6 protein-coding genes are annotated in these 5,115 nt (G+C 50.9%); 5 read left to right on the plus strand and 1 reads right to left on the minus strand.

The window, feature by feature from the left end; genetic code table 11:
• The first annotated feature begins 299 nt into the window (after nucleotides 1-299).
• Together QOS10_RS08940 and QOS10_RS08945 are read left to right on the plus strand one after the other, a co-directional pair.
• Complete coding sequence (locus QOS10_RS08940; RefSeq protein ID WP_283595135.1) at nucleotides 300-1,526, plus strand: MFS transporter; 1,227 nt, start codon at nucleotides 300-302, stop codon at nucleotides 1,524-1,526.
• 92 nt (nucleotides 1,527-1,618) lie between these two features.
• A complete protein-coding gene (locus QOS10_RS08945) occupies nucleotides 1,619-1,873 on the plus strand; it encodes a sugar phosphate isomerase family (RefSeq protein ID WP_283595136.1) in 255 nt (84 codons plus the stop codon).
• Between the two features lie 301 nt (nucleotides 1,874-2,174).
• Here the strand turns inward: QOS10_RS08945 and QOS10_RS08950 are convergent, their stop codons facing one another.
• Nucleotides 2,175-2,648, minus strand: coding sequence for a hypothetical protein (locus QOS10_RS08950; protein ID WP_283595137.1), 474 nt, complete (start codon nucleotides 2,646-2,648; stop codon nucleotides 2,175-2,177).
• Nucleotides 2,649-2,814: 166 nt separating this feature from the next.
• On the opposite strand from QOS10_RS08950, the gene QOS10_RS08955 reads away from it, so the two are divergent.
• The 3 genes from QOS10_RS08955 to QOS10_RS08965 all read left to right on the plus strand — a co-directional run bounded on the left by QOS10_RS08955 (nucleotide 2,815) and on the right by QOS10_RS08965 (nucleotide 5,003).
• Nucleotides 2,815-3,840, plus strand: a complete 1,026-nt coding sequence (locus tag QOS10_RS08955) for a lipoate--protein ligase (RefSeq protein WP_283595138.1) — start codon at nucleotides 2,815-2,817, stop codon at nucleotides 3,838-3,840.
• A 13-nt stretch (nucleotides 3,841-3,853) separates the two neighbouring features.
• On the plus strand, nucleotides 3,854-4,204 hold the full coding sequence (locus QOS10_RS08960; protein ID WP_283595139.1) for a hypothetical protein: 351 nt from the start codon (nucleotides 3,854-3,856) through the stop codon (nucleotides 4,202-4,204).
• A 169-nt stretch (nucleotides 4,205-4,373) separates the two neighbouring features.
• Nucleotides 4,374-5,003, plus strand: a complete 630-nt coding sequence (locus tag QOS10_RS08965; protein ID WP_283595140.1) for a beta/alpha barrel domain-containing protein — start codon at nucleotides 4,374-4,376, stop codon at nucleotides 5,001-5,003.
• Nucleotides 5,004-5,115 lie beyond the last annotated feature (112 nt).

A 5,115-nucleotide genomic window follows, 5' to 3' on the forward strand; every position in this document is an offset into this window, starting at 1 on the left:
TAGACCAAAAGCCAAAGTGGCTTAGTCTAGTTCTCAAAAATCTCTTCATCCTTACCGATTGACAAAGAGCCTTTATTTTTAAATTAATTTTGTTATTGCAAGAGATAAGAGTCCAAGAAGTAATTATTGTCAGATTATTGTCAAAATTATTATGGTAGGCTCGCACCTACTATTCCATCGCCACTTAGAACGATTTACCTCGTCCGTGGTCCGTTTGCAATCTACCCCTAGCCGTGCCATAATACGGGCAACGCAAAATAAAAGATGTCAGTGAGCATCATTTTGGAGGTCAATTGAATATGCAACAAACAAGTGCGCAAATTGGGCACACCATGACGAAAAACCAGAAGTGGGTGATGGCATCCACTGCGGCGGGCTTTTCACTGGAGAACATGGATATCATGTTTCTTTCCTTTGCCTTAGCACCGATCATCGCCGAATTGCACATCTCAAGTGCAGCGGCCGGGTGGATCGGGTCGATTACCAACCTCGGTATGCTGGCCGGTGGCGCCATTTTCGGGCTTGTCGGCGATCGTATCGGGCGGGTCAAAACATTCACCTATACGATCTTTATTTTTGCTTTTGCCACCGCGGCAATGTTCTTTGCCCACACCCTGCCAATGATTTATACAATGCGGTTCTTGGCCGGGATCGGGGCCGGTGGTGAATACGGCGTCGGCATTGCCCTGATCGCAGAGAACTTCCAGCCGGGACTGATTGGCCGGCTGACCTCGCTAGCAGCGATTGGCGGCCAGGTTGGGGCGATTTTTGCGGCCGTAATGGCGGCTTACATTATTCCGGCATTTGGTTGGAATGCCCTCTTCCTGCTAGGGGTAATCCCCGTGATCCTGACATTCTTCATCCGGCGGCACGTCTATGAGAGTGACGAATTTCTTGTTGCCCACGCTCATGCTGTCAAAACTCACGAGAAGATCGCGGTTAGCCGGCTCTTCGCTACGCCGGCGCTGGCCCTGCAAACGCTGGGATTGATGGTAATGACAATTGTCCAGATCGCCGGTTACTTCGGCCTGATGAACTGGTTGCCGTCGATCGTCCAAAAGCAGCAGGGACTGTCGGTTGCCGGCTCGTCCCTCTGGATGGTCGCCACGATTGTCGGGATGAGCATCGGAATGATGGTCTTCGGAACAATCATGGATAACTTCGGCCCCCGCTGGGCATTCGGAATCTTCCTACTCGGGTCCGCATCGGTCATGTTCACGATCCTGATGGTCAAGAGCGCCGTTGCCTTGATTCTGGCCGGATCGCTGATTGGTTTCTTCTCTAACGGGATGTTCGGTGGCTATGGGGCGGTGATCAGCCGGCTCTACCCAACCGAGATTCGCTCAACCGCTAACAGCATCATCATGAATGTCGGCCGGGCAATCGGCGGCTTCTCTTCGGTGGTTATTGGCTTGCTGATGGACCACTACAGTCTGGCGGTCACGATGGGCTGCCTGTCCGCCCTCTACATCCTCTCCTTCCTGGTCATGCAGGCTTTACCGGGGATGCGGAAGTTGGCACACTAAAATAAGATTAAAAAATAGCGAAAATCCGCACGGGGTTTTCGCTATTTTTGGTTTCGTGGTAGGATGAGGACAAAATAGGTGAGGTGGTAGATATGAAAATAATTACGGCGAAGACAGCTACGGAGGCCAGTGCGCGGGCCTTTGATATTGTTAATGAACTGATGCGGCGTGACCAGCTGCAGGTGATGGGGCTGGCGACGGGAAGCACCCCGCTAGACCTGTACAAGCAGATCTGCGAGAGTAACCTGGACTTCAGCAGGTGCACGTCGGTTAACCTGGACGAATATGTGGGCCTTAAACCGACGGACCCACAGAGTTATCACTACTTTATGCAGGAACATCATTAAAGAAGCGTCATAATGGACGCAAACGTAACTAAGTTAATTGAATAAAAAGCAGTTAATAACGATACGTATTGCGAATAAAGTAAAAACGTAAACCACTGATTTTCGATGGGCTATAATGCCCTCCAAGTATACAAATGAAATAGAAAATTCATCTTATATCTGGAGGGCATTTTTCTGTGAGCAGTCAATAACGACGTATTGTAAACAGAAAAAGGGCGTAGACCACCGATGGATTCACGCCCTCTAGCTTAAATGCGATATTCTTGTTGTACTTTCTAAATTGTATGGTTAATATACGCTTTTATTTACTCCACACAATCTGCCGATAATTATCCGCAGCACTATGCCCAATCACCTGATCGTTCAAATAAATGTTGGTCTTGCAGCCTTTCTGCACAGCGGCCTGATTGAAGTTAGCGAGGTCATTATCCATCAGGGTGCTGATCACACCGTTCTGCAAAATATCAATTAGAAGACTACGCCGGGACTTAATCAGCTGGAAGATGTCGTTGTTGACATTGACCCGGATGGTGTGCTTGCTGGTGTAGGTGATCTGCTTGATACTGGTGAAACCACGGAATTGCTTGTCACTGGACTCGTACTGCTGGCAGTTATCGAGATAGCCGGCGATGTCGCGGTTGGCCAGGTCGAGATTCTCTGTGCTGGCGGCCTGGACAGTTGGCAGGGCCGGGGCCTGGTTAATGGCAACGGTGGTGGCACCGGCAATTCCCAGGCTGGCGACCAGGGTAACGATTAATTTACTGAATTTATTCATAATTATTTCTCCCATGTTGACACACTGCCTATTATGAACGCCCGCCGAGCCACGGACAAGGGTAAGTTTCAATAGTCACAAGTGTAAATACTGTTAATTATCGTCAATTTGGTATAAACTGAAATCGCATTCAACAAATGGCAAATTAACTAGAAGGTGTTTAATAATGTTCTTTATCGATACTAGTCGTAATGGGAAGCCAGTCCATGATGCGCTGGTCAACCAGTCGCTGGACAACTATCTGATCAATGACCTGCGTTTGAAGGGGCACGGCCTGATCTGCTACATCAACCAACCGTCCGTCATCATCGGGGTCAACCAAAACGCTTACGCCGAGATTGACCTTCCATATCTCAAGAAGCACAACATTGAGCTGGTACGGCGGTCCAGTGGTGGTGGCGCTGTTTACCACGACTTTGGTAACCTGGTTTTTGAAAACATCGTGGTGGGGGACACCAGCAAGTTTGGTGATTTCCATGCCATCGGTGATCCAGTCGTCGACGCCCTTCACGACCTAGGCATCGAATCGGCAGAAGTCAGTGGTCGGAACGACATGACGATTGACGGCAAGAAGTTCTCCGGAATGGCCATCGTCAAGGGTGACAATTCCTATGCTGCCGGGGGTACGGTCATGTTCGACTTGAACATGGAAGCTGCTAGTGAAGTCCTGACGCCAGAAAAGGATAAGCTGGCCTCCAAGGGGGTCAAGTCCGTCGACGCCCGGGTCACTAACATCAAGCCATACCTGCCGGCCAAGTACCAAGACTGGACAACCGAGGACTTTCGGAACTACCTTCTTTGTCACATGTTCGGTGTGGACTCGATGGATGATGTCGAGACCTACCACCTGACCGACCACGATTGGTCCATCATTGATCAGCGGCTCGACAAGCAGTACCGGACCGATGAGTGGAACTACGGAAAGAACCCGGGCTTCAAGCACTATGTTTCTAAGCACTTCTCAATTGGAACTGTTTCCTTCAACTTCAACGAGAAGGATAGCAAGATCAGCGAAGCCAAGATCTACGGTGACTTCTTCACAGCCGGCGATCCGCACGTCGTTGAAAACCACCTGATCGGGACCAAGTTGGACAAGGAGAGCCTGGTTAAGGCATTGACGGCTAGTGACCTGGCAGCCAACCTGGGAAAGGTCAGCCCTGACGATCTGGCTGACCTGATTTTGGCTGACTAAGGAGGTCATAATTATGTGGCAAGCAATCGTTAATTGGTTTAAAAACCTGTTCAGCCGCCAGGCACCGGTTCACCGTGAAAAGAACGGTCTGTGGTGGCAAGAGGATAACGGCACGGTCAAAGTCGGCCTTGATAGTCAGGTGATCAACGAGCTTGGCGACATCACCTTCCTGGAGACGCCCCAGGTTGATGAGGTGGTCGACCGCAATGACCAGCTAATCAACATTGAAGGGGGAAAGGCAGTGGAAACCTTCAAGTCCCCAGTTAAGGGCCAGATCAGCCGGGTCTATGATGATTATCAAAACGATCCATCCACGTTGACCAAGGCGGATAATCCGCTCCTAGTTGAGATCAAACCAGCCTAAATATTTGCAGAAGATCAAACGCCGTCCAGTACTTACCGGGCGGCGTTTTGTCTTATCCTCATAAATGATAAGATTGGTCTAACTATCTTAAAATGCCTTGACATTGGCGCGATATTCGTTCATGATAGCGGTGTATTAAAAATTGGTCTAGTTAAAAGGAGCGGTTAATGTGCAAACATCATTTCAGGGCGGATTCTTCATCAGTAGCGCGGATCCGGCAATTCTCACTACTGCTGCAGTAGCCAATGGCAGCTGTGGCCTCATCCTTAAGCAACCTAGCCCGCAGATGAATGTCCGCCGGCTGGTCAGTGACCTTGCCAGTCACCGCCTTCTCCTGCCGTTGACGGTCACCACACCGCAACAGCTGCGGGTCCAGGCGGAGGAGCTGAGCCTGGTAGGGGATAATGTCTATGTCCAGGTACCAGTCATGACGGCGGGGCAGCCCAACACAGCCCTGATCCATGACCTGCTGGAAGAGGGCGTCCCGTTGGCCGTCACCGGGATCGCCACCCGGCAGGCCGTCAGGCGGGTCCTTGACCAGGCGACCGCGACCACGACACCGCTGATCATTATGATGGAGGCGGCCACCAGTTACTATGACCTGATCGTCAGCACCGCTCTGGCCCACCTCTTCCCGGCAGTCCAGCTGGTTGCGGAGACGCCGGACCAGTTGGCGATCCTACGTGCCCAGCGCCTGGCAGTCGATGGGGTGGCAATCACCACTGATCAACTGTTGACGATTTACCAGCCGGATGTGGGGGCCTGCTGTCAGCTCAGCAGTCACCAGGTTCAGTATTGATGAATGAGAGTTGTGACTCTTGAAATAGCACACAGTGTCAACCACCACGCCCTAAAGGACGTGGCTTGTGAGCAAACACCCTTCTGATGAGTGCTTGAACCACAATTTGCAT

The organism is Limosilactobacillus galli (assembly GCF_947381495.1).
Classification (GTDB): Bacteria; Bacillota; Bacilli; order Lactobacillales; family Lactobacillaceae; genus Limosilactobacillus; species Limosilactobacillus galli.